The organism is Stutzerimonas kunmingensis, assembly GCF_900114065.1.
Lineage (GTDB): Bacteria > Pseudomonadota > Gammaproteobacteria > Pseudomonadales > Pseudomonadaceae > Stutzerimonas > Stutzerimonas kunmingensis.
Window position 1 is genome coordinate 1 of record NZ_FORS01000032.1, and the last position, 1,037, is coordinate 1,037.

The following is a 1,037-nucleotide window of genomic DNA, read 5'->3' on the forward strand; positions in this document are numbered from 1 at the left end:
TCAAGATCGCTCCACATACCATGCAGATGAATCGGATGGGTCATCATGGTGTCGTTGACCAAAGTGATGCGTACCCGCTCGCCATATTTGAGCCGCAGGGGCTCCGAATCAGAGAACTCTATACCGTCAAATGACCAGGAGAACTTCTCCATGTGGCCGGTGAGATGGAGTTCGATCGTCCGACTGGGCTCACGGCCGTCCGGATCGGGGAAAGTGCTTCTCAAGTCGCTATAGGTCAGGACTCGGCGGCCGTTGTCTCGTAAGCCAATACCGGGATCGTTCAGCCTATGAGTTGGGCTCATGGTCTGCATGTCCACCAGTGGGTTATTGGACTCTGAGGGCGGGTGCGATTGCATACCTGCGCTCATCCCAGCCATTCCAGAGTGGTCCATCCCGGACATCCCACCCATTTTGCTGTGATCCATGCCGGCCATTGCGCCCATGTCGCCCATCCCTTGCATGTCACCGTGGTTCATGCCGGACATGTTGCTATGGTCCATCGCGCCCATGTCGCCGCCATGGTCCATGCCCGCCATACCGCCCATGCTGCCGTGATCCATCCCCATGTCGTCCATGGTGATTAGTGGTCGAGGATCGGTTTCTGGAACAGGAGCGCTCAGCCCTTCGGCAACCGCTAGCGTGCCACGGGCGTATCCTGTGCGATCCATCGATTGGGCGAAGATCGTGTAAGCCTCCTCGGTCGCAGGCTCGACAATCACATCGTAGGTTTCTGCCACGGCAATGCGGAATTCGTCGACGCTAACTGGGTTGACGTATTGGCCATCGGCTGCGACTACAGTCATCTTCAGCCCTGGAATGCGGACATCGAAATAGCTCATGGCCGAGCCGTTGATGAACCGCAGACGAAGCTTCTCGCCGGGCTTAAAGATGCCGGTCCAGTTCCCGTCGGGTGCTTGGCCGTTCATTAGATAGGTATAGGTGTAGCCGCTTACGTCGGCGAGGTCGGTGGGACTCATTTTCATCTGAGCCCACATTTTCCGATTCGCAATCGTAGCGGCCCAGCCGTCTTCGCTCAC

At 57.4% G+C, this 1,037-nt stretch carries 1 protein-coding gene; it reads right to left on the bottom strand.

Translation table 11 applies throughout. From position 1 onward, the window contains the following. On the bottom strand, positions 1 to 1,037 hold a 1,037-nt coding region (locus BM275_RS21985), incomplete at both ends, for a copper resistance system multicopper oxidase (protein WP_139229606.1).